Raw genomic sequence first — 26,852 nt, 5'->3', positions numbered from 1 at the left:
GTGCGGAAAAGGCCAGAACGTTTCGGCGTTCTGGCCTTTTTCTTTCCCGCTTCCAACGTGCAACGGCAAGCGTGCGAATCGGTTAAGATTGTGTCGCATTCCTTTATTGCCGGGAAACCAAGAAAAACAACATGACCCAAAGCTTCTTCCAGACCTTCATCCTGCTCATCCTCGTCACTGACCCCTTCGGCAACGTTCCCCTGTTTGCCACCGCCCTGAAGGACACGCCGCTGCACCGCCGTCCGCGCATCGTCGTGCGCGAGTGCGCGATCGCGTTCCTGCTGTTGTTGATTTTCATGTTCTTCGGCCAGCACTTCCTGGCCGCCTTGCACCTGAGCCCGATCGCGCTGCGCATCGGCGGCGCCGTGATTCTGCTGATCATCGCGATCCGCATGATCTTCCCGCATCCGGACGGCGTGCTCGGCCGCAGCGAACATGGCGAACCCTTCATCGTGCCGCTCGCCATTCCCGCGCTGGCCGGTCCGTCGGCGCTGGCGACCGTGCTGCTGTTCAGTTCGAATACCATCTCCGAAACCATGGTGCATGTGGCGGCGCTGGCTGCGGTCGGCGTGGTCTGGCTGATGGTGTTCCTGAGCGCCGAGCGCCTGCAGCAGAAACTGGGGCCGCAGGTGATGACGGCGTTCGAGCGCCTGATGGGGCTGATCCTAACGGCCATGTCGGTCGAGATGCTGCTAGGCGGCATTCGGGATTTCGTGAAGACGCTATGAACAATCCAGACGCCTCCACCCCGCAGCACGATGACGCGGCTACGCTGATCTTCCTCGGCGGTGGCGGCGAGATGGGCGCCATGATGCGCGCCCACGACTGGTCGCGCTCGCCGCTGGGCCACCCGGCTACCTGGCCGCAGGCCCTGCGCACGGTGGTGGCGCTGATGCTGAACTCGGCCTTCCCGATGTTCGTCGCCTGGGGCAAGGACCTCGGCTTCCTGTACAACGACGCCTATGTCCAGATCCTCGGCGAAAAACATCCTGCCTCACTCGGTGCCCCCTTTTACGACATCTGGAAGGAGATCTGGCCTGACATTTATCCGCTGATCGAGCGCGCGCTGCAGGGGCAGGCAAGCTATCTGGAAAAGCTGCCGCTGCTGATGAACCGCCATGGCTACGACGAGCAGACCTGGTTCACCTTCTCGTATTCGCCGGTACGCGACGACAGCGGCACGCCAGCCGGCATGCATTGCGCCTGCGTCGAGGTGACGGGGCAGGTGCTGGCCGAGCGCTACCGCGACGAGGAAAACAAGCGTCTCATGACCCTGTTCGAGCAGGCGCCCGGCATCATCGCCGTGTTGCGTGGTCCCGAGCACATCTTCGAGATCACGAATAAAAGCTATATGCAGCTGATCGGCCGTACCGACCTGGTCGGCAAGACAGCGCGCGAAGCCTTGCCCTACGTGGAAGGGCAAGGCTTCTTCGAGCTGCTCGACCAGGTCTACACGAGCGGCGAGCCCTTCGTCGGCCATGCGGTGCCCTTCGACCTTGCGCGCGAGCCGGGCGCACCGCTCGAGCGGCGCTACCTCGACTTCATCTACCAGCCGATCCGTGATCCCGCGGGGGACGTGGTCGGCATCTTCGTGGAAGGCAGCGATGTCACGGTGCGCAAGCAGGTCGAGGACGAGCTGCGCGCCGCCAACCGCCAGAAAGACCAGTTCCTGGCGATGCTGGCGCACGAGCTGCGCAACCCGCTGGCGCCGATCACGACCGCCGCCCAGCTGCTCAAGATGGGCACGCTCGACGCCAAGGCCATCCGCAACGCCAGCGACATCATCGCGCGCCAGGCCGAGCACATGACGGATCTCGTGAACGACCTGCTGGACGTCTCGCGCGTGACGCGCGGGCTGGTCACGCTGGACAAGGAAGAGCTCGACGTGAACGCGGTGGTCGCCGGCGCGCTGGAGCAGGTGCGCCCGCTGATCGAATCGAAGCGGCATTCGCTGACGATGCAGCTCTCGGGCGAGCCGGTGCACGTGCTGGGCGACCGCACGCGCCTGGTGCAGGTGCTGTCGAATATCCTCAACAATGCCGCGAAGTACACGCCGCCCGGCGGCGAGATCGTGCTGCGCGTGCTTGCCCATGAGGACCGCGTCGTCGTCACCGTGCGCGATAACGGCATCGGCATCGAGCCCGACGTGCTGCCGTATATCTTCGAGCTGTTCACCCAGGCCGAGCGCACGCCGGACCGTTCGCAGGGCGGCCTCGGCATCGGTCTGGCCCTTGTGAAAAGCCTGGTCGCGCTGCATGGCGGCACCGTGGACGCGCGCAGCGAAGCACCGGGGCGCGGCAGCGAATTCGAGATCTGCCTGCCGCGCATGGACACCTTCGAAGCGGCCGCGCCGGCGGCGAACGGCGAATCCACGGCCGCCCGCGCCCAGCCGCTGCGCGTGGTGGTGGTCGACGACAACCAGGATGCGGCGCAGATGCTGGCCACGCTGCTGGAAGTGCAGGGCCATGCGGTGTCGGTCGAGTACGACGGCCGCGGCGCCTTGCTGCGCGCCCGCATCGAGCGTCCGCACGTGATGCTGCTCGACATCGGCCTGCCCGATACCGACGGCTACGCCCTGGCGCGCCAGCTGCGCGCGATTCCCGAACTGCGCGGCGTCATCCTGATCGCGCTGACCGGCTACGGCCAGGACCAGGACCGCCGGATGGCGGAAGAGGCGGGTTTCGACCATCACCTGGTGAAGCCGGCCGACCTGGCGCAGGTCAGCACGATCCTCGCTTCGGTTCAGCGCAGCACCTCTTAAGTTTCCGGTGCTTGTGCGAAGTGCGCCGTTCGGCAATACTGCCGTGCGCTTCACTCACATAAAAAGGTAAACGATGAAACAAGCAATCTCGGCCCTCGGGCTCGCCCTGTTCCTTGCTGGTACCGCCGGCACTGCCGCCGCGGCCGCACCTGCCGCCCCGGTCGCTGCAAACCAGCTGCAAAAGATCGACACCGTCGTCGGCAAGGGCAAGGAAGCCGTCGCCGGCAAGACCGTCGTCGTGCACTACACTGGCTGGCTGTACGCGCCGAAAGCGCCGAAGCAGCGCGGCCAGCAATTCGACAGCTCGGTTGGCGGCGAACCGTTCACCTTCCCGCTGGGCATGGGTGGCGTCATCAAGGGCTGGGACCAGGGCGTGGCCGGCATGAAGGTCGGCGGCAAGCGCACGCTGGTGATTCCGGCGGAACTCGGCTACGGCCAGCGTGGCGCCGGCCCGATCCCGCCGGGCGCGACGCTGCTGTTCGATGTCGAGCTGCTGGACGTGAAATAAGCGACCTCTCTGGTTTCAACGAGAAACGGCCTGCGGGCCGTTTTTTGTTGTCTGGCCGACTCGTGCGCAAGCGTACCTGAGCCTCGTTGTATGCTGAGGCCACTTATGTATCGGCATGCATACGATGAGAACCTGGAGAATTGCAATCGAAAAAGCCGCCCTCGACCGTGAATGCAAGGGCGCGCGGGAAAGTGGCGGTCACTGGCACAGCGAGGGCCAACCGGCCTTGTACGCGGCGATGACGGTGGAGCTGGCGGTGCTGGAAAAGTTCGTGCACACCGAGGAGGTCGACGAGGAGCCGCTGGTGCTGGTGGCGATCGATTTGCCGGACGATCCTGAGTTGGGGCTGGATGTATCAGCCGAGGATTTGCCGGATGGCTGGGATGCGCTGGAAGACGGCGGCAGTGCTACCGCCGTCGGGACGGCCTTTTTGAAAAAGCGGGAATTCCTGTATATGCGCGTGCCATCGGTGATCGTGGGCGAGGGCGTGAACCTCGTCATCAATCCGGCGCATCGCGCGTATGAGCAGGTGAAGTTGAGTGTCGCGCGAAGCTTCAGTTTTGATCCGAGGATGTTCAAGCGCTAGGGCTGGGAAGCATTGGACAGGTCTCTCGATGGCGCCAAACGCGCGGGCATGCCCGCCCTACGTTACGCCACGGTCCCGTGACTTGCTACGGGCGGTGGTGCACCGTAGGGCGGGCATGCCCGCGCGGATCACCGTATGCGTTGCGGCGAATTTTCACACCACCCAAAAAAACGGCGCCACCGGCGCCGTCCTGCTTACTTGCCCAACATCGACACCACATTGTCCGCCCCCGGCGCCCCGAAAGCCTGCTGCTTGAGCACATGGAGCTGGTCGCGCACCTGCGCCGCCTTCTCGAACTCGAGGTTCTTGGCGTGGTCCACCATGAGTTTCTCGAGGCGCTTGATTTCTTTCGAAATCTGCTTCTCGCTCATGCCCTCGACTTTGGCTGTTGCCTCGGCCTCGGCAAGCGAAGTCGCACCCTCGGCCATCGCCTTCTGCGCCGCATTGCTGTAGACGCCGTCGATCAATTCCTTGATCTTCTTCTGCACACCCTTCGGCGTGATGCCGTTCGCCTCGTTGAAGGCGATCTGCTTGGCGCGGCGGCGTTCGGTTTCGTCGATCGCGCGGCGCATCGAGTCGGTGACGTGGTCGGCGTACAGGATCGCCACGCCGTTCAGGTTACGCGCCGCGCGGCCGATGGTCTGGATCAGCGAGCGCTCGGAACGCAGGAAGCCTTCCTTGTCGGCGTCCAGGATCGCCACCAGCGACACTTCCGGCAAGTCCAGGCCCTCGCGCAGCAGGTTAATGCCGATCAGGACGTCGAAGGTGCCCAGGCGCAGGTCGCGCAGGATCTCGACGCGTTCCACCGTCTCGATGTCGCTGTGCAGGTAGCGCACTTTGATGCCGTGGTCGCTCAGGTATTCCGTCAGCTGCTCGGCCATGCGCTTGGTGAGCGTGGTCACCAGCACGCGCTCGTCCTTCTTGATGCGGTCGTTGATCTCGCTCATCAGGTCGTCCACCTGCGACAGGGCGGGGCGCACGATGACTTGCGGGTCGACCAGGCCGGTCGGCCGCACCACCTGCTCGACCACATTGTCGGCATGTGAATTCTCGTATTCGGCTGGCGTCGCCGACACGAAAACCGTCTGGCGCATCTTGCCTTCGAACTCTTCGAATTTCAAAGGCCGGTTGTCGAGCGCCGAGGGCAGGCGGAAGCCGTAGTCGACCAGGTTGGTTTTACGCGAACGGTCGCCGTTGTACATGGCGCTGAGCTGACCGACCAGCACGTGCGACTCGTCCATGAACATGATCGCGTCCTTCGGCAGGTAGTCGACCAGGGTCGGCGGCGGTTCGCCCGGCATCGAGCCGGACAGGTGGCGCGAGTAGTTCTCGATGCCTTTCGTAAAACCGATCTCGGCCAGCATCTCGAGGTCGAAGCGGGTGCGCTGTTCGAGGCGCTGCTCTTCGATCAGCTTGTTTTGCTGGCGGAATTCCTCGAGACGGTCCTTCAGCTCGGCCTTGATCGACTCGACGGCGCGCAGCACGGTCGAGCGCGGCGTCACATAGTGCGAACCCGGGTACACGGTGAAGCGCGGGATCTTCTGGCGTACGCGGCCGGTCAGCGGATCGAACAGCTGCAAGGACTCGATTTCGTCGTCGAACATTTCGACGCGGATCGCGAGTTCGGCGTGCTCGGCCGGGAAGATGTCGATGGTGTCGCCGCGCACGCGGAAAGTACCGCGGCCGAAGTCCATTTCGTTGCGCGTGTACTGCATCTGGATCAGGCGCGCGATGATGTCGCGCTGCGCGACTTTGTCCTTGTGGCGCAGCGTCAGGATCATCTTGTGGTATTCGTTCGGATTACCGATACCGTAGATCGCCGACACGGTGGCGACGATGACGACGTCGCGCCGTTCCATCAGCGACTTCGTGCACGACAAACGCATCTGTTCGATGTGCTCATTGATCGACGAGTCCTTTTCGATGAACAGGTCGCGCTGCGGCACATAGGCTTCCGGCTGGTAGTAATCGTAGTACGACACGAAATACTCGACCGCGTTTTGCGGGAAGAATTCGCGGAACTCCGAATACAGCTGGGCCGCCAGGGTTTTGTTTGGCGCGAACACGATCGCCGGCCGGCCGGCCTTGGCAATCACGTTGGCCATCGTGTAGGTTTTGCCGGAACCCGTCACGCCCAGCAGCGTCTGGTACATCAAGCCGTCTTCGATGCCTTCGACCAGGCCGTCGATCGCGGTCGGCTGGTCGCCGGCGGGCGGGAAGGGCTGGTGCAGCTTGAATGGCGATCCCGGGTAAGTAATAACCGTAGGTTCCGGGGCATTTGCGATGGATAAATCAGCCATACTTTCAGACCTTTGCTAGAATGGGGATTCGTTTGCGGCACTGCAGCAGAGGTACGGCTGCGGCGTCGCTGTCTATACAACTGCTGCGATCCACCGACAAAATCAGTTTATCACGATGACTTCTACCGCCTCCGCCAGCCTCTTCGGCGCCATCGACATGGCCCCACGCGACCCGATCCTGGGCATCACCGAAGCATTCAACGCCGATACGAACCCGGCGAAGATCAACCTGGGGGTCGGCGTCTACTATGACGATAACGGCAAGGTGCCTCTGCTGCAGTGCGTGCAGAAGGCGGAAGCGAAGTTGATGGAGCAGCTGTCGCCGCGCACCTACCTTCCGATCGAAGGCCTGGCAGCGTACGACAAAGCCGTGCAGGAGCTTGTATTTGGGGCCGACAGCGCGGTAATTCAAGAGAAACGTGCAGTCACCGTGCAAGCCATCGGCGGCACCGGTGCTTTGAAAATCGGCGCCGACTTCCTGAAGCGTTTCTCGCCCGATTCGCAGGTCTTCATCAGCGACCCGAGCTGGGAAAACCACCGCGCCCTGTTCGAATCGGCCGGTTTCATCGTCAACAACTACACCTATTACGATCCTGCCACCCATGGCGTGAACTTCGAGGGCATGCTTGCCTCGCTGCGCAAGATGGATGCCGGCTCGATCGTCGTGCTGCACGCCTGCTGCCATAACCCGACCGGCGCCGACCTCACGCAAGAGCAGTGGGGCCAGGTGATCGAGGCGGTGCAGCAGGGCGGCCTGATTCCCTTCCTCGACATGGCCTACCAGGGCTTCGGCGCGGGCATCGCGGAAGATGGCGCCGTGGTGCGCCGCTTTGTCGACGCCGGCGGCCCGCTGCTGGTCTCGAACTCGTTCTCGAAGTCCTTCTCGCTGTACGGCGAGCGCGTCGGCGCGCTGTCGGTGGTGGCCTCGAGCGGCGAAGAAGCGGCACGCCTGCTGTCGCAGCTGAAGCGCGTCGTGCGCACCAACTATTCGAACCCGCCGCTGCACGGCGGTAAGGTGGTGGCGACCGTGCTGTCGACGCCGGAACTGCGCCAGCTGTGGGAAGAGGAGCTGGCCGGCATGCGCGTGCGCATCAAGCAGATGCGCGAAGAGCTGGTCGAGAAGCTGGCCGCCAAGGCGCCCGGTCACGACTTCGCTTTTGTCCGCGAGCAGGTCGGCATGTTCTCGTATTCGGGCCTGACCAAGGAGCAGGTCGGCAAGCTGCGCGACGAGTCGATCTATGCGGTCGACACCGGCCGCATCTGTGTTGCCGCGCTGAATTCGAAGAACATCGATCTCGTCGTTGACGCGATCGCCAAAGTCCTCTAAAATCTTGGCTCTTCGCTGCTGAACTTGTTTAGTAGCAAAGAGCAAGCAATTCCCTGATAGCTCAGTCGGTAGAGCGACGGACTGTTAATCCGCAGGTCCCTGGTTCGAGTCCAGGTCGGGGAGCCAGAATACGAAAGAGAGCGTCGAGTGATCGGCGCTCTTTTTTTTTCGTCGGTCGTACTGGTCACGTCACCGATGTCCGCAAACACTGCTCGACTTTCCGCGCGGGCATGCCCACCCTACAACCGCAGGTCCCTGGTTGGAGTCCAGGTCGGGGAGCCAGAATACGAAAGAGAGCGTCGAGTGATCGGCGCTCTTTTTTTTCGTCGGTAGTACTGGTCACGTGACCGATGTCGGCAAACACTGCTCGACTTTCCGCGCGGGCATGCCCGCCCTAGAACCGCAGGTCCCTGGTTCGAGTCCAGGTCGGGGAGCCAGAATACGAAAAGGAGTTTTGAGAAATCGGAACTCTTTTTTCGTTTACATATCCCGCGGAAATTTTTCTCCCATGAAAGCCAAAAACGCCTGCACCCGCGGGCTGAGGTGCTTGCGCCCCTGGTACACCAGGTACAGCGGCTCCTGCGCCGGCGGCTGGTAGTCGGCCAGCACCCGCACCAGCCGCCCGCTGCGCAAGTCTTCGCCCACGTGGAATTCCGCCAGGCGCACCAGTCCCATGCCATGGCGCGCCAGCTGCAGCAGCATGTCGCCCTGGTTGGCGCCGACATTGCCTTCGGCGGCGACGGTGCGCGCTTCGCCATGTTCCAGCACGGGCCAGGCGTTCCAGTCGGTGCGCTGGCTGAAGTTGAGGCAGTTGTGCCGGGCCAGGTCGTCGGGTGTCTGCGGCGTGCCATGGCGTGCCAGGTAGGAGGGCGCCGCACAGATGATCCAGGCGCTGTCGAGCAGGCGGCGCGCCACCAGGGACGAATCGGGCAGGGGGCCGCCCTGGATCGAGACGTCGATGCGCTGTTCGGTGAAGTCGACCGGCTCGTTGGTGAGGTGGAATTCGATGCGCAGCTTCGGGTGCCGCGCCAGGAATTCGCCGACGATTGGCGCCAGCTGGTACTTGGCGAAGGTGACCATCGAGTGCACGCGCAGGGTGCCGCTGACCTCGCCCGAGCAGGCCAGCACCGCGTTCTCGGCGTTGCGCAGCGCGGCGAAGATCGTCTGGCCTTCGTCGTAGAGCACGCGTCCGGCTTCGGTCAGCGTGAGCGCGCGCGAGCTGCGGTGGAACAGGCGTGCCTGCAGGCGGTCTTCCAGGCGCGATACCAGTTTGCTCACGGCGGAGGGCGACAGTTCGAGCCGGCGCCCGGCGGCGGAAAAGCTGCCGCTGTCGACCGCCGCCACGAACACTTCCAACTCGCTCAACTGTATCGACACCGGCCCACCTGTGAAATTTCGTCATCGTCCATTGACGATTATCGCATTGTCCACTCCGCGTGCGGGGCGCAAGATGGGCTTCTACCGCGTATGCACCATCCCGGCGCCGGCGCCAACCGAACAAGGAGAACCAAGTGTCCAAGTCGACCGAACGTACCCACCCGAGCAGCCTGGTGGGCTTTTCCCAGCCGATCCCCCGTTTCGCCATCAACGACCTCGTCGTGCCCGATGCGGTGCCCGAAGACGAACGCGAATGGGTGCCGCAGGCGCCCAACGTCTGGTTCCGTCCGCTGATCCTGAACGTCACGCAAGGCTATTTCGTCAACGTGCTGCGCGTGCGTAAAAGCGGCGTGCTGTCGCGCCACCGTCACGACGGCCCGGTGCATGCCCACGTCCTCAAGGGCCGCTGGTACTACCTCGAACACGACTGGACCGCGATCGAAGGCTCGTACGCGCACGAGATCCCGGGCGAGATCCACACCCTGTATGTGCCGGAAGACGTGACCGAGATGATGACGCTGTTCCATGTGACCGGCGCCTACACCTATCTCGACGAGGAAGGCAAGCCGACCGGTTACGAGGACGTGTTCACCAAGCTGGAAGCGGCGGTGAAGCATTACGAAGCCGTGGGCCTCGGCACGGATTACGTGCGCCGCTTCATCCGGTAAGCGCAGGGGTTCGTCCACGCTTGCTTGAACACAGGAGACAGCCCGCCGATGCAGCGGGCGTGCAATGATGAAAAAAAGGAGCAGCAACATGAGTACCGATACCCACGGCATCGCCCTCCCGCTCGGGAGCGGCGCAGCCGCCGCAAGCGAGCAGGCGCAGGTCTACCGAAAGGTCAGCCTGCGGCTGATTCCCTTCCTGTTCATCTGCTACGTCGCGGCCTATCTCGACCGCATCAACATCGGCTTCGCGCAATTGCAGATGAAGGCCGACCTCGGCTTTTCCGATGCGGTGTACGGCCTGGGCGCCGGTATTTTCTTCTTCGGCTACGCGCTGTTCGAAGTGCCGAGCAACCTGCTGCTGGAAAAGATCGGCGCGCGCAAGACGCTGCTGCGCATCATGGTGCTGTGGGGCCTGACTTCGGCCGGCATGATGTTCGTCACCACGCCGACCCAGCTCTACATCGCGCGCTTCCTGCTGGGGCTGTTCGAAGCCGGTTTCTTCCCGGGCATGATCCTGTACTTCACCTATTGGTATCCCTCGAAGATGCGCGCCAGGATCATCGCGCTCTTCATGTCGGGCATGGCGGTGGCCGGCATCGTCGGCGGGCCGCTGTCGGGCTGGATCATGAACGACATGGCCGGCGTCAACGGCTGGCGCGGCTGGCAGTGGATGTTCCTGCTCGAAGGCATCCCGGCGGTGCTGCTGGGCGTGATGGCCTGGTTCCTGCTCGACGACCGTCCGGGCCAGGCGAAATGGCTGTCGAAGCGTGAAAAGGAGCTCATCGAGCACACGCTGCAGCAGGACCAGCGCGACCTCGGCCCGGCCCACCACGGTTCGCTGCGCCATGCGCTGCGCGATCCGAAGATCTACATCCTCGCCTTCGCCTACTTCACCTTCATCGCCGGCACCTATGTGATCACGTTCTGGCTGCCGACCATCGTCAAGAGTTTCGGCGTCACCGATCCGCTGCGCATCGGCCTGCTGACCGCGATCCCGTACATCATCGGCGCGATCGGGATGGTAGTACTGAGTAAAAACTCGGACCGCACCCGCGAACGCCGCTGGCACGCCGCCGGCGCCGCCTTCCTCGGCGGCGCGGGCCTGGTGGTGGCCAGCCTGCTGCCGGGACAGTTGGCGCTGGCGCTGGTGGCGCTCTCCTTTGCGACGATCGGCATCCTGGCCACGATGCCGCTGTTCTGGGCGATGCCGACCGCCTACCTGTCGGGTCCGGCCGCGGCGGGCGGGATCGCGCTGATCAATTCGCTCGGCCTGATCGGCGGCTTCGTCAGCCCCTTCGTGATCGGCTGGTTCAAGACCGCGACGGGAAGCGTCAACTACGGCCTGTATTTCGTGACGGCGCTGATGGTGCTGGGCGGGATCGCGCTGCTGGTCGGCGTGCCGGCAAAGGCGCTGCGCGAGAAGCGGGAAGGGTGACCGGACCGGCAAGGCCAGCACGAAGAAGTTTCGTGCAGGCCTTGCAGAATGCCGCTGAGCAGTTATAATGCCAAGCTCAATTCCCTGATAGCTCAGTCGGTAGAGCGACGGACTGTTAATCCGCAGGTCCCTGGTTCGAGTCCAGGTCGGGGAGCCAAAATATGAAAGAGAGCGTCGAGTGATCGGCGCTCTTTTTTTTCGTCGGTCGTATTGGTCACGTCACCGATGTCCGCAAACACTGCTCGACTTTCCGCGCGGGCATGCCCGCCCTACAACTGCAGGTCCCTGGTTCGAGTCCAGGTCGGGGAGCCAGAATACGAAAGAGAGCGCCGAGTGATCGGCGCTCTTTTTTTTTGCCATTGCCATTGCCGTTCCCGTGGCCGTGACTGTGGCCGTTGTAGGGTGCGCACTCTGTGCGCGCGGTACGAGCGCGTCTGCTGCCCGGTAAAATGTTCCATCGTTCCAGCTAACACTGCTCATCGGTCCGCGTGGGCATGCCCACCCTACGCCTGCGCCGTTTCCCGTGCCCGTAGCGTCGCCAGCTTCTGCTCGGCCGACACATGGCGCCGCTTCCACCACAGCACCAGCCCGCTCCATAGCACCCAGATGCTGAGCAGGTCCAAGCCCGTCCACAGCAGCTTCAGGGCCAGGCCGCCGTAGTCGCCGAAGTGCAGGGGCTGCGACAGCATCAGACCTGAAACGTACCAGGGCATCTCGCCGGTCGCCGCCACCGCGCCGGTACGGGCATCGATCATCACGATCTTCAGCAGCTTGGAGGTCACGTCCGTATCGCCCTGCATGAAGGCCATGAAGTGCTGCGGCGTGCTGAAGTCGTTGCCGGGGAAGGCCATGAAGCTGAGCGACATGTCCGGCTGCGCGCGCTGGGCGGCGGCCAGTGCGGCCGCGGCGGAGACCTCGCCCGTGACCGGCGGCAGGTGCCGGTAGGGCGCCGCCAGCGCCTTCAGTTCGGTCGCCTGCCATTGTCCGAAGATGGGCCGGTTCAGCGCGTTGATGGTGCCGGTGACGCCGACCACCAGCAGCCACACCAGGGTCACGATGCCGAGCAGGTTGTGCTGGTCCAGCCATTTCAGGCGCGACACGCGCTGGCGCCGCACCGTGCCGAAGGCCAGCTTCTTCATATAGGGCCCGTAGACCGCGATCCCCGAGACGATCGAGGCGGCCAGCAGCAGGCCCATGAAGCCGAGGAAGAGGGTGCCGGGCAGGTCCAGGTAGAGGTCGGTATGCAGGCGCAGCATCAGGTCCATGAAGCCCTGGCCGAGCGGGTATTCGCTCAGAAAATGGCCGGTGCGCGCGTCATAGGTGTAGAAGGCGGTCAGGCCGGGCGAATCGACGCGCTCGGCCAGGCGCACGTAGAGCAGGTCGGGCTCGTCCGCTTCCGCCACCAGGAACTGCGGCACATCGGTCGGCCGCCGCGCGCTGGCGTCGGCGACGATGGCATCCACGTCCGCACGGCCATTGAAGCCTGGCGTTAGCGCGGGCGCCTCCACGCTGTGGCCGAGCGCATGATTGATCTCGTGCGAGAAGATCAGCGGCAGCCCGGTCAGGCAGAGGAGCAGCAGGAACAGCGTGGACACGAGACTCGTCCACTTGTGCACGGCGTACCAGGCGCGGAAGTTCATTTGCGGCTCCCGGCGTGTCAGAACGATGCGTGCAGACTCAGCTCGACGCTGCGCTCGGCACCCATCCAGCAGTTCTGCGCGCTGTGGCAGGCGCCGACATAGCGCTTGTTGCCGAGGTTGCTCGCCGTGAGGCCGATGCGCAGCGTGTCGCTGACGCGGTACATGGCCGCCGCGTCGACGACCGTGTACGAGGGCACGGTGGCGCTGTTGGCCGCGTCCATCTGGCTCTCTCCCACGTAACGCACGCCGGCCGACAGGTCGAGCTTCGGCTGCGCCGCCCAGTTGAGCCAGAGCGCGGCCTGCTTGTCGGCCACCCACACCGGCGTCTTGCCGATCAACGAAGGATCGAGTTCGTTTTTCGTGACCTCCATGTTCAGGCGTGTCAGCGCGAGCGTCACATCGAATTGGTCGCCCAGGCCCTGGCGCCACGACAGTTCCGCACCTTTCGACTGCACCTCGCCGTTCTGCGTGTAGCGGTTGAAGCTCGGCGTGTTGACGACCACGTTCTGTTTGCGGATGTCGAACACGGCGGCGGTCAGCTGCGTGTTCGTCGCCGGCGCCACGTATTTCACGCCCGCTTCGAGCTGCTTCGCGGTGGTCGGCTTAAAGGCCGCGCCGGTTAGCGAATCGACGCCCGAAACCGGCTCGAACGAGGTCGAATAGTTCAGGTAGGGCGCCAGGCCGTTGCCGAACCTGTAGATGGCGGCGAGGCGTCCGCTGCTGCGGCTCTGGCGGATCTGCGTGGTGCTGCTTGCGGGAGAGCCGGCATAGCTGGAATCGTTGCGGTCTTCGCTGCGGTAGCGGTCGCGGCGCAGGCCCGCGATGATGGTCAGCGGGCCCCAGGCCAGCTCGTCCTGCAGGTACAGGCCCAGCTGCGACTGGCGGATCGCGTGGTCTTCGGTGTAGAAGCCGAGCGGCAGCGCGCCCGGCTCGATCAGCCAGTGGTTCGGGCTGCCGAGGTCGATCGCCGGGGTGTCGGTGCCGAGCGTGTCGCCGTAGTGCACGTCCGAATCCAAGGTTTGATAGTCGACGCCGGCCAGGATGGTGTGGGCAATCGGCCCGCTGCGCGTCTTGAAGGACAGCTGGTTGTCGATCGCGTAGCCGTCCTGGTGCTCGTCGGTCAGATAGGCGGCACGTGCCAGCGTGCGTGCGTCATCCGCCAGGCCGAGGTTGTAGGTGTTGTGCTGCAGGCCATCAGCTTTCGTGTAGCGGAAGTTCTGCAGGAATTTCACCTCATCGTTGAAGCCGTGCTCGAACTTCCAGCCGCCCATCGTCACCGTGCGCTTCATGCCCGACCAGCGGCCGTCGCCGGCGAAGCTGTCGGCGTCGAGCTTGCCGTAGGGCGCCTCGAACAGGGTGCCGAGGGCGGGCAGCGGGGTCGAGGGCACAAGGCTGGGGTCGACCTGGTGGTAGAGGTTCAGGTTCAGGCGCGTGTTCGATGCGATGCGCCAGGTGAGCGAGGGCGCGATCAGATTGCGTTCTTCGCGCGTCGTGGCCTGCTGGCCGTCGCGCTTCCTCGCCAGCGCGATCACGCGGTAGTCGACGTCGGGCGAGAGGGCGCCGGTGCTGTCGATGCCCAGTTCGCGCAGGTTATTGCTACCGAAGCGGAAGCGCACCTCGGTTTCCTGCTGCGCGCGCGGCTGCCTGGCGGTCTGGTTGACCATGCCGCCCGGCGGCGCCGAGCCGTACAGCACCGAGGTCGGCCCCTTCAGCACTTCGACGCTCTCGGTGGCGAAAGCGTCTACCTGCGGCACCAGGTTCCACAAGCCGTTGTACTGCAGCGGCAGGCCGTCGTAGTAGTTGCGGTAGCTTTCGAAGCCGCGGATCGTGTACTGGTCGAAGATGGTGACAGTCGAGCGGCTTTCCGGCGTCACGCCCGGCACGTAGCGCAGCGCCTCGTTGACGCTGTCGGCCTGGCGCGCGGCCAGCAGCTCGGCGTCGTAGACCTCGTAGCTCATCGGCGCGTCCATCGGCTTCAGGTTCGACTTGGTGCCGGTGGTGCGGTAGCCGGTGCCGGTGACGACGACCTGCTGCAGCGGTTCACCAGGCGCCTGTTCCTGGGCGGTGGCGCTACTTGCGCAGGCGAGGGCGGCCAGCACGGCAAGCGGACGCGCCGCGAGGTGGGGAATGATGTGCATCGTGTTCTTCTTTGTATTGATAATGGTAATGCGAATCATTATCAATACGGATCGAGGCCTTGTCAACCGGGGCGGACCGGCGAAAAAAAATGGCGCTCGAAGGCGCCATGCGTGATGTGGGCGGAAACCGGCTCAGCGTCCGGGCACCGGCTTGACCTTGGACGCGGCTGCCAGCGCACGTTCGCGCGCCGTATCGACGTCGTCCGCGGTCGCCAGCGCCACGCCCATGCGGCGGCGTGCAAAGGATTCCGGCTTGCCGAACAGGCGGATGTCGCTGCCCGGCACCTGCAGGGCCTCGGCCACGCCTTCGAAGGCGATCCCTTGCGCATCCATGCCGCCGTAGATCACCGCCGAGGCACCCGGTGCGCGCAGTGCCGTGTTGACCGGCAGGCCGAGCACGGCCTTCGCGTGCAGCTCGAATTCGCTCTGCACCTGCGTCGCCATCGTCACCATGCCGGTGTCGTGCGGACGCGGGCTCACTTCCGAGAACCAGACCATGTCGCCCTTCACGAACAGCTCGACGCCGAACACGCCCAGGCCGCCGAGGTTGCCCGTGACTTTTTCGGCGATCTCGCGCGAGCGCTCCAGCGCCAGCGCGCTCATCGGATGCGGCTGCCAGGATTCGACATAGTCGCCCTGTACCTGCTTGTGGCCGATCGGTTCGCAGAAACCTGTCTGCACGTTGCCGTCGGCGCCACGCGAACGCACCGTCAGCAGGGTGATCTCGTAGTCGAAGTCGATGAAGCCTTCGGCGATCACGCGGCCGGCGTCGACCCGGCCGCCGGCGGCTGCGTAGTCCCAGGCGGCCTTCACGTCCGCCGCGCTGTCGAGTTTCGACTGGCCCTTGCCCGAGGACGACATCACGGGTTTCACGACGCAGGGGAAGCCGACGGCCGCGCAGGCCTGTTCCAGTTCTTCCAGGCTGCTGGCGAAGCGGTAAGGAGACGTTGCCAGACCCAGGGTTTCGGCGGCGAGGCGGCGGATGCCTTCGCGGTTCATCGTCAGCTGGGCGGCGCGCGCGGTCGGGATGCAGGTGATCGTGCCGGCCGCTTCCAGTTCGGCCAGCCTGTCGGTGGCGATCGCCTCGATCTCGGGGATCACGAGGTCGGGTTTTTCCTGCGCGATCAGGGCGGCCAGCGCGGCGCCGTCGGTCATGTCGATCACGTGCGCGCGGTGCGCGACCTGGTGGCCGGGCGCGTTCGGATAGCGGTCGACAGCGACGACTTCGACGCCGAGACGCTGCAGGGAGATGATTACCTCCTTGCCGAGTTCGCCGGAGCCGAGCAGCATTACGCGGGTGGCGGAAGGAGAAAGGGGAGTGCCGAGTGTAGTCATGGTTCTGTGGGAGATGGCGGAGATGCTGCCGTGCGGCAGGGTGGTGGGACTATAGCAAAGGCGCCGCAACTGCGTGCAAGACGGCCAATGTTGCCCACGCATGGCGCAAGCGTGCGGCGCGTTCCGTTGACTACCGGGCTCGGCTGTTGAGCGAGGTCAGGTATAAGCGAGTTCGCCTTTTTCGCGTGGAATTATCCATGAGCCACAAACTCTAACTTTCTCACATCATTCTTGCCGTGGCCGCTTTGGCTCGGCGCGTGATGGGTTCAGGAGCAGCAGCTATTGAACATCGAGAAAGGCGGTTCCCATGATTAAGAATCCGATCGGTTTCCTCAGCTATGTGCGCAGCGACGACGAGCACGACGACGGTCGTCTGACGGAATTTCGCAGGCGATTGAGCGGCGAGGTCGTTGCGCAGACGGGTGAGCGCTTTGACATTTTCCAGGACAGGACCCACATCGCGTGGGGGCAAAGCTGGGAAGAACGGATCCACGACTGCGTCGACGCCGGTATTTTTCTCATTTGCATTATTACGCCAGGCTTCTTCAAGAGCGAAATGTGCCGTAGTGAAATCGAACGCTTTGCCCTGCGCGAGAAACTGATCGGACGCCGGGACCTGATCCTTCCGGTGTATTACATCCACTGTCCGGTGCTGAGCGACGAATCCCTGTGCAGGAACGATCCGGTCGCCCAGTTGATCAGCGAGCGCAATTACGTCGACTGGCGCGCCTTGCGCTTCGACTCCCTCAAATCGCCGAGGTCGAAAAAAATGTTCGCCAAGCTGGCAGGTGATATCCGCAGTGCGCTTGAAACCCGTTTTCCGGCAGAGGGTTTTGGTCCGGTGGCGGGAACGATCCTGCCGAGCTGACGCGGGTCGCATCGCGGGCGCTTGCGGTACAAGATTGAAATTTTCGTACGGGACTCGCCAAACTGCAATCCGCCCGCTATAATGTTGCCTCAATTCCCTGATAGCTCAGTCGGTAGAGCGACGGACTGTTAATCCGCAGGTCCCTGGTTCGAGTCCAGGTCGGGGAGCCAGAATATTGAAAAGGCCGCGTCGAAGGATGCGGCCTTTTTTGTTTTTGGGGTTGTAGGGTGCGCACTCTGTGCGCACGCGGTCGTGCCCATGCACACCGCAGCGGGATTATTGTCCAGGGCGCCGCAGATCAGCCGGTGAAACCGCGTGCGCACGGAGTGCGCACCCTACGCCGGCACCAACTTGCCTGCGGCTTCCACACCTTCCCGCGCCAGTGGCGACAAGCGATCGAACCACGGCGCCACGCCCTCCAGCTGGTGCGCCAGCTGCAGCAATTTGTCCTCGGCCCCGAAGCGCGCCACGAACTGCACGCCCAGCGGTAAGCCGGCAGCCGTCCAGTGCAGCGGCACCGACATCGCCGGCGTGCCGGTCAGATTGGCCAGCTGGGTGAAGGGCACGTAGCGCAGGCTGTCGCGCGCGATCTTGTTGACGGTGCCTTCCAATAAGCCCAGGCGCGCCAGGATGCCGAGCAGGCCGGAGCGCTGCAGCAGGTCGAGCACGAACTGCTCGCCGCGCGGCGGGTCGCCCTGGCCGTGGCGGATCGGCGGATGGGCCAGCGTCGGCGTCAGCAGCATGTCGTAGCGCGCATGGAAGCGGGCCAGCGCGCGCGCGAAATCGTTCCACTTGTCCAGTTGCGCAGTCAGGCGTCCGCTTGAAACGCTACCGCCCAGCGTTGCCAGCAGGCGGCTCATCAGTTCGACGTCGGAAGCGCGCGCACCGAGCGCCTTGCCGCGCGCGACGATCGCCGGCACCTGGCCGAAGTACATGTGCAGGAAGCTTTCCGCCAGCGCCGCGCCGTCGATCTCGGGCGCCGCTTCCTCGACTTCGTGCCCCAGTCCGCGCAGCAGGGCGACCGCCTTTTGCACCGCCAGTACCGCTTCCGGATGCACTTCGGTGCCGATCGGCGAGACCGTGCTGAAGCCGATGCGCAGGTGGCCCGGATCGCGCCGCATCAGGTCGACGTAGGGTGCAGCGGGCGGGGCGACGTCGAACGGGTCGCCCGGCTCCGGTCCGGACAGGATGTCGAGCGCCAGCGCCGAATCGCGCACGCTGCGCGACAGTACGCCTTCGGTCGAGGCGCCGAACCAGACTTCGCCGATCGCCGGACCCGACGACACCCGGCCGCGCGAAGGGCGCAGTGCGAACAGGCCGCAGCAGGCGGCCGGGATGCGCAGCGAGCCGCCGCCGTCGTTGCCGGCCGCCATCGGCACGATGCCGCTTGCGACCGCCGCCGCGGCGCCGCCGCTCGAGCCGCCGGGCGTATGGTCGAGGTTCCAGGGATTGCTGGCGCGACCGTAGAGCACCGGATCGGTCACCGCCTTTAAAGCGAACTCGGGAAGATTGGTCTTGCCGAAGACGACCAGGCCGGCCTGCAGGTAGCGACGCACGACGGAGGCGTGTTCGAGCGGCACATAGCCCTGCATCGAGCGGCTGCCGAAGCTGGTCGGTACGCCGGCGTAATCCTGCACGCAATCCTTGATCAGGAAGGGCACGCCGGCCAGCGGCCCGGTCGACAAGTGCGCCAGTTGCGCCTGCGCCTGTTTGTCCAGCAGGCGGCAGACGGCATTGATGCGGCCGTGGACCTCGGCATTGCGCGTCAATGCCAGCGCCAGCAGTTCGGCTGGATTGGTGTCGCCGCGCCGGATCAGGGCGGCAAGGGCGGTGGCGTCGTGTTGCAGGTAGTGGGCGAAGTCCATGGGCATCCTCAGGGAATACCCGTATGGAATATCTTCAATTAAATCTTGTCAAGTTAAACTCAAATCCGTCACTTCCTGCGCTTCTTGTCGTTCGAGGTATAGGTGCGGGTATAGAAGTCCGGAGGCTTCCTCGCCACCCAGTCGATGAAGGCGCGGATCTCCTTGTGGCCGCGCAGCGCGTCCCAGGTATGGTAGGTACGCAGCAGTTCGCGCTCGGTAAAGGCCGAGTGGATCTTGCGATGGCAGATCTTGTGGATCGGGAACTGCTCCTTGCCCTTGAAGGTCTTCGGCACCAGGTGATGGCGGTCGATGTTGACGGTGCCCAGTTCGCGACCGCACAAGGGGCAAAGGGGATCGTCCATGGCTCCTGTCCGGCAAAAAAACATTGTGAATACAATGTGGTGGCGAATCGGAACCCGACAAGCGGAAAAGTGAATTTGATGAACTCACTGTTCACATTGGTGTAGAATCAACGCTTCACAAAATGCAACTTGGCTTCTGCGTGGCGAGCAAAAACGGGGCCTTTTAACGATGATCGAAGACGAAACCAGTTCCTGTTCGATCCTGCTGATCGATGACGAGCCTTTTGCGCAGCAGATCATCGAGCATGGGCTGAAAACCTGCGTCAAGCACGTCCTGCACTACGAGTCGAGCCCGGCCCGCGCGGTCGACCTGGTGCGCGAACTGGGCATTACCGTGGTGCTGGTCGACCTGCGCATGCCCGACCTCGACGGCTTCGAATTCACGCGCCGCCTGCGCGCCACGTCCGACACCGAACACGTCCCCGTCATCATGCTGTCGTCCGAGGACGATCCGGAAGTCAAGGCGCAAGCCTTCGCCGCCGGCGTCAACGACTACATGGTCAAATGGCCCGATCCGCGCGAACTGGTCGCGCGCGTCCAGTACCACAACGACGCCTGCATTGCCCGCCGTGAGCGCGACGCCGCGTTTGCCTCGCTGCGCTTGAGCCAGCAGCAGCTGGCCGAGAGCCAGTCGGCCCTGCACCAGGCGCAGAAGATGGAAGCCATCGGCCAGCTGACCGGCGGCGTGGCCCACGATTTCAACAACGTACTGCAGATCATCGGCGGCAACCTGCAACTGCTCAAGCTGGTCGGCAACCTGAACGATGCGGCGCGCACGCGCGTCGAGATGGCGCTGGCCGGCGTCGAGCGCGGCGCCAAGCTGTCCTCGCATCTGCTGGCCTTTGCCCGGCGCCAGCCGTTGCAGGCCGTGGTCCTCAATCCCGGCCACCTGCTGCGCGAGATGGACGACATGATGCGCCGCGTGCTCGGTCCGAACGCGCGCATCGTCACCGATATCGGTCCGGCGCTGTGGAGCACTGTCGCCGACCCCAACCAGCTCAACAACGTGCTGCTCAACCTGGCCATCAACGCGCGCGACGCGATGGGCGGCAACGGCAGCTTGCTGATCCGCGCCAGCAATGCCGGCGGCGACGCCGCGGACAGGCATGCCGCGCTGCCGCCTGGCGTCGCGGCCGGCGAGTACGTCCTGATCGAAGTGGCCGATACCGGCAAGGGCATGCCGCCCGAAGTCCTGCAGCGCGCCTTCGAACCCTTCTTCACGACCAAGCCGGTCGGCAAAGGCACGGGCCTGGGCCTGTCGATGGCCTATGGCTTCGTCAAGCAGTCGGGCGGCGAGATCGTGCTCGACAGCGAAGTGGGGCGCGGCACCAGCGTGCGCATCTACCTGCCGCGCAGTGCCGTCGAGGCGGCCCAGCCGGAGGAGGCGGTCGAGGTGCCGCTGTTCGGCGGCCTGGAAACGATTCTCGTGGTGGAAGACGAAGAAGACGTGCGCGACTCGACCTGCGCGATCCTGTCCGCGCTCGGCTACGAGGTGCTGGAAGCCTGCGACGCGGCCGGTGCGGTCGAGATCGTCGAAAGCGGGCGCCACGTCGACCTGGTGTTCACCGACGTCATCATGCCGGGACCGGTGAGCAGCCTGCAGCTGGGTGAGGCGGTGCGCAGGCATCTGCCGTCCGCGCAGATTTTATATACCTCGGGCTATGCGGAAGGGGTATTGGCGCACGAGGGCAAGGTCAGCGCCTCGGTGCACCTGCTGCAGAAGCCCTATCATCCGGACGCGCTGAGCGCGCGCATCCGTCATTTGCTGCGGCGCGGACGCAATGGCGCGCAGGCAGCGAGCAGCGCCGGCGCCACGGCCAACTAGGCCTTCTGCACCCGCGCTGTGAAGCGCCGCTTACTTCGGCGGCGTGTAGCGGAACGAACCCGGCGGCGGCTCGTTCAGCACGGCCCAGAACATGCCGAGGTCGGCGATCGCGCGCAGGAAATCCTTGAAGTCCACCGGCTTGACGACATAGGCGTTCACGCCCAGCGAGTAGCTGGTGATCAGGTCCTGTTCTTCCTTCGACGAGGTCAGCATCACGACCGGCATGCTCTTGAGTGCCTCGGTCTTGCGGATCGTCGCCAGCACTTCCAGGCCGTCGACCTTCGGCAGCTTCAGGTCGAGCAGGGTGACGGCCGGGTTGCCTTCCGGACGCTCGGCGAATTCGCCGCGGCGCAGCAGGTAGTCGAGCGCCTCGGCGCCATCGCGCACGACCACGACTTCGTTGGCGAGCTGGCTGCGCGCCAGCGCGACCAGGGTCAGCTCGAGGTCGTTCGGATTGTCTTCGACCAGCAGGATGGGTTTTAACATGGTTGGCTTGGCAGTGCGTTTAAAGTGCGAGTTTGCGCGGGATGCTGAACGAGAAGGTGGCGCCCTGGCCCAGTACGGAATCGGCCCAGGCGCGTCCGCCGTGGCGCTCGACGATGCGGCGCACGTTGGCCAGGCCGATGCCGGTGCCCTGGAAGTCTTCCATCCGGTGCAGGCGCTGGAACACGCTGAACAGCTTGTGCACGTATTCCATGTTGAAGCCGGCGCCGTTGTCGGCGACGTGGAACACCGTTTCGTGTTCGTCCTGCCCGGACCAGATGCGGATCCGGGCCGGGTCGCGCCCGCCGCTGAATTTCACCGCGTTCGACAGCAGGTTCTGCACGGCCAGGAGCAGGAAGGTCGGGTCGGCCGTGATGCGCGGCAGCGGCGCCACATTCCACTCGATGTTGCGGCCGGCCGTGTCCAGCGCCAGCTTGTCGATGCAGGAGGCGACCAGCTTCGACATGTCGACCTCGACCGGACGCAGGGCGGCGCGGCCCATCTGCGAAAAACTCAGCAGGTCGTCGACCAGCTTGCCGGCCAGGCGGGCGGACTCCTTGATGTTGGTGAGGAAGCGCTGGCGCATGGTCGTGTCCTCGCTGCCGGCGGACTCCAGCAGCAGGTCGGAAAAGCCGACGATGTGGCGCAGCGGCGCGCGCAGGTCGTGCGAGACCGAATACGAAAACGCTTCCAGTTCCTTGTTGGCGCGGCCCAGTTCCTCGGCCAGTTCGGCCATCTGTTCGGCACGTTCGAGCGCGATGCCGAGCAGGGCGCTGCGGAACTCGCCGGTGAGTTCGATCTCGGCCACGTGCCAGGGCAGGCTGACGCCGTGGATGACCTCGCGCCAGGTGGCGAAGCTGGTGCGCGGACTGAGCTGCGTCGGCGCCGGCATGCCTTCCTTTTCGTGCGGATTGCCGGCCCATTCGATGGTATGCACCACCTCGGGACGGAACCACAGCAGGTAGTGCTTGTGCAGGCGCGAGATCGGCATGGCCAGCAGGCCGCTGGCATTGCGCCGGATGGCGCCGCCGTCCGGGTAATCGGCGGACAACTGGTCGGTATGGTAGATCTCGGCGCCGTATCCTTCCGCTTCGAGCCAGGCGACCAGGTCGCCGATGGCGTGGGCGTCGGGCGTATCTCCCCAGGTCAGCACGCGCTCGTCGGTGACGACGGCCACGCCGCCGGCGCGCGCGAAGCGCAGCAGTTCCGGGAAGACGCCGCTCATGTTCTCGATGACGTCGGCGCCCTTGGTGAGATTGCCCAGCATGGCTACCATCATGCGCCGCACCTCGAGACGGAACTGCAGCTCGGTCGCGTCCTCGCGCGACTCGATGCACAGCGCCAGCACCTGGCCGAGCTGCTCGCAGGCGGTGCGCTTCTCGAAAGCGAGCGGGCAGGGCGTCTCGTTGTGGCAGGAGATCAGGCCCCAGAGCTTGCCCTTGACCATCAGCGACACCGACATCGAGGCAAGTGTGCCCATGTTGCGCATGTATTGCAGGTGCACCGGCGAAACGCTGCGCAGGGCTGCAAAGGAGAGGTCGTTGCGCGCGCCCGTCACCGGATTCTCGGACGGCACCAGCGGCGCCGGAACGTAGTTGGCGTCCTGGATCAGGCGGATGCGCGAGAGCGCATACAGGTCGCGCGCCTGGGCCGGGATGTCGGTGGCCGGGAAGCGCTGTCCCATATACGAGGCATAGCCTTCTTCCTTCGATTCGGCCATCACGTGGCCGTGGCCGTCGCGGTCGAACTGGTAGACCATCACGCGGCCGAAGCCCGTCACCATGCGCACCTGCCTGGCCGCCAGCGTGGCCAGCGACTCGACCGACTGGGTCTCGTTCACGTGCAGCAGGAAGTCGCCCAGCATCGGGTACAGGTCGCGGAAGTCCAGTGCTTCGGCGCGCTCGACGGCTTCGCATTCGAGCACGATCACGCTGTCCCATTCATGGCCGAGGGCGTCGAAATGGGCGCCGTTGCCGGCAGCGATCGTGCCCAGGTAGGCAGGCCGTGGCCCCAGCTTGCGTTCGGTCAGCGCCGGGAGCAGGCGCCCGGCCGCGTCCTGGCCGATCACCTCGGCCAGCGGCCGCCCGCAAGCGGCCTCGGCGTCGACGCCGGTCCAGCGCACGAGGTTGGCGCTGGCCTGCAGGACCTGTCCGTCCGGCGCCAGCGTCAGCAGGAAGCCATGGGGCTGGATGCTGCCGGGAGTACGGATGGGTTCACGGTCACAGCCGGACAGGTCGAGCGGTGCGGAAGAAGGTGGAGTCATGAGGCGCGGGCGTGGGCACGGCTGGGTTGCAAAAGCAGTATTCTAGCGTGAAAGGCAAGGGCAAGTACGCGGCCGGTCCCGCCTTTTCCATGCTGTGCAACGCTGGAACGAAAAGCCAAGTTTTTGAGCCGATCTCGGCTTGACGTTTCCGTAAAGACATGGACGATCTGGCAATGTCGCGTGGCTGTTTGGCGCAGTTTGGGTTTAATATGCTGCCTTATTCCGCCATTGCGAGCCCTTGCCACCGATGACCAACCAACCTGCCAAGAAGAAGCTGACCGAAGAGCAGCGCTTCCAGTACCTGATTTCCGGGATCAGCGACTATGCGATCTCCATGCTCGATCCGGAAGGCCATGTGAGCAGCTGGAATGCCGGCGCCCAGCGCTTCAAGGGCTACCTGGCGCCGGAAATCCTCGGTGAGCACTTCTCGCGTTTCTACACGCCCGAGGATCGCGCCACGAACCTGCCGGCGCGCGCGCTTGCCACCGCCCTGGCCGAAGGCAAGTACGAAGCCGAGGGCTGGCGCATGCGCCAGGACGGCACGCGCTTCTGGGCCAGCGTCGTGATCGACCCGATCTACGACGAGCAGGGCACCCTGCTGGGCTACGCCAAGATCACGCGCGACATCACCGAGAAACGCCAGGCCGAGCAGGCATTGCGCGCCAGCGAGGAACGCTTCCGCCTGCTGGTGCAGGGCGTCACCGACTACGCCATCTACATGCTCGCGCCCGACGGGACGGTCACCAACTGGAACGTCGGCGCCGAGCGCATCAAGGGTTATAGCTACGACGATATCGTCGGCCAGCATTTCTCGCGCTTCTACACCGAGGAAGACCGGACCGCCGGCCTGCCGGCGCGGGCGCTCGGCAATGCAGCGCGCGAGGGGCGCTACGAAGCCGAGGGCTGGCGCCTGCGCAAGGACGGGACCCGCTTCTGGGCCCACGTCGTGATCGACGCGATCCACGACGAGATGGGTTCGCTGATCGGCTTCGCCAAAATCACGCGCGACCTGACCGAGAAGAAGAAAGCCGACGCGGCGCTTGCCGAAGCGAACGCGGCCCTGTTCCAGGCGCAGAAGATGGAATCGATCGGCCAGCTGACCGGCGGTATCGCGCACGACTTCAACAACCTGCTGTCGGTGCTGGCCAGCGGCCTCGAGGTGCTGGCCCTGGGCCGCGGCGCCGGCGCCGACAGCAAGACCTTCGACAGCATGCGCCGTGCGATCGACCGCGGCGCCAAGCTGACCCAGCAGCTGCTGGCCTTCGCGCGCCAGCAGCCGCTGCAGCCGGAAACGCGCAGCGTGAACCGCCTGATTTCCGGTTTCGAATCCGTGTTCCGGCGCGCCGTGAATGCCTCGATCGACTTCCAGATCAAGCTCGAACCGCAGATCCGCACCACCGTCATCGACAGCGCGCGCTTCGAGTCGGCGATCCTGAACCTGGTCGTCAACGCGCGCGACGCCATGCCCGAGGGCGGCCACCTGCAGATCGAGACCGCCAACGTCGACCTGGTCGAACACGAGGTGCGCGGCCTGGCGCCGGGGCCCTACGTGCGCGTGAGCGTGACCGACACCGGCACCGGCATGACGCCCGAGACCGCCGCGCGCGCCTTCGAGCCTTTCTATACGACCAAGGAAGTGGGTAAAGGGACGGGCCTGGGGCTGTCCCAGGTGTACGGCTTCATCAAGCAGTCGGGCGGCGAGGTCGTGATCGGCACCGCGCCGGGCGAAGGCACGTCGATTTCGATCTTCCTGCCGGCCGCGCCGGGCCAGGACGGCAGCATGCACCAGGACGACACGGAAGTGGTGCTGATCGTCGAGGACGAGCCCGACCTGATGGACGTCGCCTCGGCGCTCTTCATCAGCATGGGCTACGAAGTCGTCACCGCGTCGGGCAGCCAGGAAGCCATGAACCTGCTGGCCACGCGCGAGGTCGACATCCTGTTCACCGACGTCATCATGCCGGGCATGAACGGCATCGAGCTGGCGACCTATACGCACGCGAACTATCCCGAGGTAAAGACCATCCTGGCGTCGGGCTATCCGCTGCCGGCCCTGAAGCTCGAGGATGTCAAGCTCGGCGACTTCGTCTTCGTCGGCAAGCCGTACCGCCTGTCCGACCTGGCGCGCGCGCTGCGCTCGGCGGCGTAAGCAAGGCGGCACCGTGGCCCTGCACATCGCCACGCCCTTGCTGCCATTGCAGGCGTTTGCGGCGCGGCGGCACGGCGCACCTGTCTGGCTGAAGATGGAGGCGTTGCAGCCGAGCGGTTCGTTCAAGCTGCGCGGCATCGGCCATGCCTGCGAAACCTATGCGGCGCGGGGGGCGCGGCGGATCGTCGCCTCGTCCGGCGGTAATGCCGGCCTGGCCGCGGCGCACGCTGCGCGCAGCCTGGGCTTGCCGGCCCTGGTCGTGGTGCCGGAAACGAGCAGCGAGCGCACCCGCGCCCTGCTGGCGCGCGAGGGCGCCGACGTGCTGGTCCACGGACTGTCCTTCCAGGAAGCGAATGCGCATGCCCAGTCGCTGCTGGGTCTCGACGACGCCTTCATCCACCCCTTCGATGATCCGCTGCTGTGGGAAGGTCACGCCAGCATGATCGACGAGGTCGCAGCAAGCGGCGTGCGGCCGGACGCCGTCGTGCTGGCCGTCGGCGGCGGCGGACTGCTCAGCGGCGTCGTGGCCGGCCTGCGCCGCCAGGGCTGGAACGGGGTGCCCGTGTTCGCCGTCGAAACGAACGGCGCCGATTCCTATGCCCGCTCGCTGGCGGCCGGCGAACGCATCGAATTGCCGGCGATCACCAGCATCGCCACTTCGCTCGGCGCGCGCAAGGTGTCGGAACACGCGTTCGCGCTGGCGCGGTCGCATCCGATCGCGCCCGTCGTGGTGAGCGATGGCGAAGCGGTCGCCGCCTGCCTGCGCTTCATGGACGAGCACCGGGTCGTCGTCGAGCCGGCCTGCGGCGCCGCGCTGGCGCTGGCCTGGCGCGCGGACGGCCCGCTTGCCGCTTTCGGGAACGTGCTCGTCATCGTCTGCGGCGGCGCGACGGCCACGGTGGCGCAGCTGCAGGCCTGGGGCGCGCAACTGTCCGTGCCCGCGGCCGGCTGACCAACATCGA

The 26,852-nt window shown here is 65.0% G+C and carries 20 protein-coding genes and 3 tRNA genes; 14 read left to right on the top strand and 9 right to left on the bottom strand.

Translation table 11 applies throughout. The annotated features are described in order from the left end of the window. Positions 1-131: 131 nt before the first annotated feature. From ACFPQ5_RS14630 to ACFPQ5_RS14615, 4 genes are all read left to right on the top strand, one after another. Positions 132-728 carry a MarC family protein gene (locus tag ACFPQ5_RS14630; RefSeq protein WP_379756902.1) on the top strand — a complete coding sequence of 199 codons (597 nt, stop codon included), beginning with the start codon at positions 132-134 and terminating at the stop codon, positions 726-728. Continuing rightward, on the top strand, positions 725-2,761 hold the full coding sequence (locus ACFPQ5_RS14625; protein ID WP_379756899.1) for a PAS domain-containing hybrid sensor histidine kinase/response regulator: 2,037 nt from the start codon (positions 725-727) through the stop codon (positions 2,759-2,761). The genes ACFPQ5_RS14630 and ACFPQ5_RS14625 overlap by 4 nt, the downstream gene beginning before the upstream one ends. Positions 2,762-2,834: 73 nt before the next feature. Beyond that, entirely contained in the window at positions 2,835-3,269 is a 435-nt protein-coding gene (locus ACFPQ5_RS14620) for an FKBP-type peptidyl-prolyl cis-trans isomerase (protein WP_379756895.1), read from the top strand. Positions 3,270-3,393: 124 nt separating this feature from the next. Next, positions 3,394-3,855 (top strand): RES family NAD+ phosphorylase, encoded by a 462-nt coding sequence (locus tag ACFPQ5_RS14615; protein WP_379756892.1) that lies wholly within the window; start codon positions 3,394-3,396, stop codon positions 3,853-3,855. Between the two features lie 194 nt (positions 3,856-4,049). Here ACFPQ5_RS14615 and uvrB read toward each other — a convergent pair whose 3' ends face one another. Then, positions 4,050-6,155: an excinuclease ABC subunit UvrB gene (uvrB, locus tag ACFPQ5_RS14610; protein ID WP_379756889.1), complete on the bottom strand. Its 2,106-nt coding sequence runs from the start codon at positions 6,153-6,155 to the stop codon at positions 4,050-4,052. A 115-nt stretch (positions 6,156-6,270) separates the two neighbouring features. On the opposite strand from uvrB, the gene ACFPQ5_RS14605 reads away from it, so the two are divergent. Both ACFPQ5_RS14605 and ACFPQ5_RS14600 read left to right on the top strand, forming a co-directional pair. After that, complete coding sequence (locus ACFPQ5_RS14605; RefSeq protein WP_379756886.1) at positions 6,271-7,482, top strand: amino acid aminotransferase; 1,212 nt, start codon at positions 6,271-6,273, stop codon at positions 7,480-7,482. A gap of 50 nt (positions 7,483-7,532) precedes the next feature. Further along, positions 7,533-7,608: transfer RNA gene (locus ACFPQ5_RS14600), tRNA-Asn, on the top strand. A gap of 354 nt (positions 7,609-7,962) precedes the next feature. Here ACFPQ5_RS14600 and ACFPQ5_RS14595 read toward each other — a convergent pair. Further along, positions 7,963-8,859, bottom strand: coding sequence for a LysR family transcriptional regulator (locus ACFPQ5_RS14595; protein WP_379756883.1), 897 nt, complete (start codon positions 8,857-8,859; stop codon positions 7,963-7,965). A gap of 134 nt (positions 8,860-8,993) precedes the next feature. Between ACFPQ5_RS14595 and ACFPQ5_RS14590 the strand changes: the two genes are divergently transcribed. From ACFPQ5_RS14590 to ACFPQ5_RS14580, 3 genes are all read left to right on the top strand, one after another. Next, the gene (locus tag ACFPQ5_RS14590; RefSeq protein ID WP_136218478.1) at positions 8,994-9,527 is read left to right on the top strand and encodes a 2,4'-dihydroxyacetophenone dioxygenase family protein; all 534 of its coding nucleotides are present in this window, start codon (positions 8,994-8,996) and stop codon (positions 9,525-9,527) included. A gap of 88 nt (positions 9,528-9,615) precedes the next feature. Next, a complete protein-coding gene (locus tag ACFPQ5_RS14585) occupies positions 9,616-10,962 on the top strand; it encodes an MFS transporter (RefSeq protein ID WP_379756879.1) in 1,347 nt (448 codons plus the stop codon). An 81-nt stretch (positions 10,963-11,043) separates the two neighbouring features. Next, a tRNA-Asn gene (locus tag ACFPQ5_RS14580) sits at positions 11,044-11,119 on the top strand. Between the two features lie 346 nt (positions 11,120-11,465). On the opposite strand, the gene ACFPQ5_RS14575 is transcribed toward ACFPQ5_RS14580, so the two are convergent. The 3 genes from ACFPQ5_RS14575 to purT form a co-directional block, all read right to left on the bottom strand. Beyond that, a complete protein-coding gene (locus ACFPQ5_RS14575) occupies positions 11,466-12,602 on the bottom strand; it encodes a PepSY-associated TM helix domain-containing protein (protein WP_379756877.1) in 1,137 nt (378 codons plus the stop codon). 17 nt (positions 12,603-12,619) lie between these two features. After that, positions 12,620-14,740, bottom strand: coding sequence for a TonB-dependent siderophore receptor (locus ACFPQ5_RS14570; protein ID WP_379756874.1), 2,121 nt, complete (start codon positions 14,738-14,740; stop codon positions 12,620-12,622). Positions 14,741-14,872: 132 nt separating this feature from the next. After that, positions 14,873-16,075 (bottom strand): formate-dependent phosphoribosylglycinamide formyltransferase, encoded by a 1,203-nt coding sequence (gene purT / locus ACFPQ5_RS14565; protein ID WP_379756871.1) that lies wholly within the window; start codon positions 16,073-16,075, stop codon positions 14,873-14,875. A gap of 307 nt (positions 16,076-16,382) precedes the next feature. On the opposite strand from purT, the gene ACFPQ5_RS14560 reads away from it, so the two are divergent. Together ACFPQ5_RS14560 and ACFPQ5_RS14555 are read left to right on the top strand one after the other, a co-directional pair. After that, positions 16,383-16,943, top strand: a complete 561-nt coding sequence (locus ACFPQ5_RS14560) for a toll/interleukin-1 receptor domain-containing protein (protein WP_379756868.1) — start codon at positions 16,383-16,385, stop codon at positions 16,941-16,943. A gap of 94 nt (positions 16,944-17,037) precedes the next feature. Further along, a tRNA-Asn gene (locus ACFPQ5_RS14555) sits at positions 17,038-17,113 on the top strand. Positions 17,114-17,278: 165 nt separating this feature from the next. On the opposite strand, the gene ACFPQ5_RS14550 is transcribed toward ACFPQ5_RS14555, so the two are convergent. Together ACFPQ5_RS14550 and ACFPQ5_RS14545 are read right to left on the bottom strand one after the other, a co-directional pair. Next, positions 17,279-18,808 carry an amidase gene (locus ACFPQ5_RS14550; protein WP_379756865.1) on the bottom strand — a complete coding sequence of 510 codons (1,530 nt, stop codon included), beginning with the start codon at positions 18,806-18,808 and terminating at the stop codon, positions 17,279-17,281. 68 nt (positions 18,809-18,876) lie between these two features. Next, on the bottom strand, positions 18,877-19,170 hold the full coding sequence (locus tag ACFPQ5_RS14545; RefSeq protein ID WP_379756862.1) for a hypothetical protein: 294 nt from the start codon (positions 19,168-19,170) through the stop codon (positions 18,877-18,879). 169 nt (positions 19,171-19,339) lie between these two features. Between ACFPQ5_RS14545 and ACFPQ5_RS14540 the strand changes: the two genes are divergently transcribed. Further along, positions 19,340-20,995, top strand: coding sequence for a response regulator (locus tag ACFPQ5_RS14540; protein ID WP_379756859.1), 1,656 nt, complete (start codon positions 19,340-19,342; stop codon positions 20,993-20,995). Between the two features lie 30 nt (positions 20,996-21,025). Here the strand turns inward: ACFPQ5_RS14540 and ACFPQ5_RS14535 are convergent, their stop codons facing one another. Further along, positions 21,026-21,481, bottom strand: coding sequence for a response regulator (locus ACFPQ5_RS14535; RefSeq protein WP_379756856.1), 456 nt, complete (start codon positions 21,479-21,481; stop codon positions 21,026-21,028). Between the two features lie 19 nt (positions 21,482-21,500). After that, the gene (locus ACFPQ5_RS14530; RefSeq protein ID WP_379756853.1) at positions 21,501-23,741 is read right to left on the bottom strand and encodes an ATP-binding protein; all 2,241 of its coding nucleotides are present in this window, start codon (positions 23,739-23,741) and stop codon (positions 21,501-21,503) included. 247 nt (positions 23,742-23,988) lie between these two features. On the opposite strand from ACFPQ5_RS14530, the gene ACFPQ5_RS14525 reads away from it, so the two are divergent. Both ACFPQ5_RS14525 and ACFPQ5_RS14520 read left to right on the top strand, forming a co-directional pair. After that, positions 23,989-25,890, top strand: a complete 1,902-nt coding sequence (locus ACFPQ5_RS14525) for a hybrid sensor histidine kinase/response regulator (RefSeq protein WP_379756850.1) — start codon at positions 23,989-23,991, stop codon at positions 25,888-25,890. A gap of 13 nt (positions 25,891-25,903) precedes the next feature. Continuing rightward, positions 25,904-26,842, top strand: coding sequence for a pyridoxal-phosphate dependent enzyme (locus ACFPQ5_RS14520; protein ID WP_379756847.1), 939 nt, complete (start codon positions 25,904-25,906; stop codon positions 26,840-26,842). Positions 26,843-26,852: the final 10 nt, after the last annotated feature.

Source organism: Massilia suwonensis (genome assembly GCF_042655665.1).
Classification (GTDB): Bacteria; Pseudomonadota; Gammaproteobacteria; order Burkholderiales; family Burkholderiaceae_D; genus Telluria; species Telluria suwonensis.
Note: the sequence above shows the minus strand (reverse complement) of the source record. Positions and strands in the feature narration are given on the sequence as shown.

Excerpts from the sequence above, each read along its gene's own strand:
- ACFPQ5_RS14630 (WP_379756902.1), top strand. The coding sequence starts at position 132 with ATGACCCAAAGCTTCTTCCAGACCTTCATCCTGCTCATCCTCGTCACT.
- ACFPQ5_RS14560 (WP_379756868.1), top strand. The coding sequence starts at position 16,383 with ATGATTAAGAATCCGATCGGTTTCCTCAGCTATGTGCGCAGCGACGAC.
- ACFPQ5_RS14530 (WP_379756853.1), bottom strand. The coding sequence starts at position 23,741 with ATGACTCCACCTTCTTCCGCACCGCTCGACCTGTCCGGCTGTGACCGT.
- ACFPQ5_RS14535 (WP_379756856.1), bottom strand. The coding sequence starts at position 21,481 with ATGTTAAAACCCATCCTGCTGGTCGAAGACAATCCGAACGACCTCGAG.
- ACFPQ5_RS14605 (WP_379756886.1), top strand. The coding sequence starts at position 6,271 with ATGACTTCTACCGCCTCCGCCAGCCTCTTCGGCGCCATCGACATGGCC.
- ACFPQ5_RS14525 (WP_379756850.1), top strand. The coding sequence starts at position 23,989 with ATGACCAACCAACCTGCCAAGAAGAAGCTGACCGAAGAGCAGCGCTTC.
- ACFPQ5_RS14540 (WP_379756859.1), top strand. The coding sequence starts at position 19,340 with ATGATCGAAGACGAAACCAGTTCCTGTTCGATCCTGCTGATCGATGAC.
- ACFPQ5_RS14585 (WP_379756879.1), top strand. The coding sequence starts at position 9,616 with ATGAGTACCGATACCCACGGCATCGCCCTCCCGCTCGGGAGCGGCGCA.
- ACFPQ5_RS14570 (WP_379756874.1), bottom strand. The coding sequence starts at position 14,740 with ATGCACATCATTCCCCACCTCGCGGCGCGTCCGCTTGCCGTGCTGGCC.
- purT (WP_379756871.1), bottom strand. The coding sequence starts at position 16,075 with ATGACTACACTCGGCACTCCCCTTTCTCCTTCCGCCACCCGCGTAATG.
- ACFPQ5_RS14625 (WP_379756899.1), top strand. The coding sequence starts at position 725 with ATGAACAATCCAGACGCCTCCACCCCGCAGCACGATGACGCGGCTACG.
- uvrB (WP_379756889.1), bottom strand. The coding sequence starts at position 6,155 with ATGGCTGATTTATCCATCGCAAATGCCCCGGAACCTACGGTTATTACT.
- ACFPQ5_RS14620 (WP_379756895.1), top strand. The coding sequence starts at position 2,835 with ATGAAACAAGCAATCTCGGCCCTCGGGCTCGCCCTGTTCCTTGCTGGT.
- ACFPQ5_RS14550 (WP_379756865.1), bottom strand. The coding sequence starts at position 18,808 with ATGGACTTCGCCCACTACCTGCAACACGACGCCACCGCCCTTGCCGCC.
- ACFPQ5_RS14575 (WP_379756877.1), bottom strand. The coding sequence starts at position 12,602 with ATGAACTTCCGCGCCTGGTACGCCGTGCACAAGTGGACGAGTCTCGTG.
- ACFPQ5_RS14615 (WP_379756892.1), top strand. The coding sequence starts at position 3,394 with ATGAGAACCTGGAGAATTGCAATCGAAAAAGCCGCCCTCGACCGTGAA.
- ACFPQ5_RS14545 (WP_379756862.1), bottom strand. The coding sequence starts at position 19,170 with ATGGACGATCCCCTTTGCCCCTTGTGCGGTCGCGAACTGGGCACCGTC.